At 69.9% G+C, this 475-nt stretch carries 1 protein-coding gene; it reads right to left on the reverse strand.

Going from position 1 to position 475, the window contains the following annotated elements:
• Positions 1 to 7: 7 nt before the first annotated feature.
• Positions 8 to 475, reverse strand: a 468-nt coding sequence (locus tag AB4Z35_RS30400) for a MotA/TolQ/ExbB proton channel family protein (RefSeq protein ID WP_442101214.1), incomplete at its 5' end; no start/stop codon positions are given.

Here is a 475-nt window from a genome sequence, read left to right on the forward strand (position 1 = left end):
GTCGCGCTTAGTTCTTGACAGCCAGCCGCACCGAGCCGTCGTCGGCCGTGCGGGCGGAGGAGCCCGGGCGCACGCGGGCGCCGGTCACGAAGTAGGCGTGCAGGTCGTGCGCAAAGCGGTTCAGCTTGTTGATGACGCCCTTGTTGCCACGGCTCAGTGCGTTGTAGCCGAGCACCGCCGGGATCGCCACGGCCAGGCCGAAGGCGGTCATGATCAGGGCTTCGCCCACGGGGCCGGCCACCTTGTCGATGGTCGGCACGCCCGAGGCGCCAATGCCGATCAGCGCGTGGTAGATGCCCCACACCGTGCCGAACAGGCCGACGAACGGCGCGGTGGAGCCCACCGAGGCCAGCACCGCCAGGCCCGACTGCATGCGCGACACCGCCTCGTCGATCGAGCTCTTCAGCGAGCGGGTCAGCCAGTCGGAGATGTCGAGCTGGTCGTGCAGTTGCGGCTGGCTGGCGCGGTGGTGCTG

Source organism: Pseudomonas sp. KB_15, from assembly GCF_052114525.1.
GTDB lineage: Bacteria > Pseudomonadota > Gammaproteobacteria > Pseudomonadales > Pseudomonadaceae > Aquipseudomonas.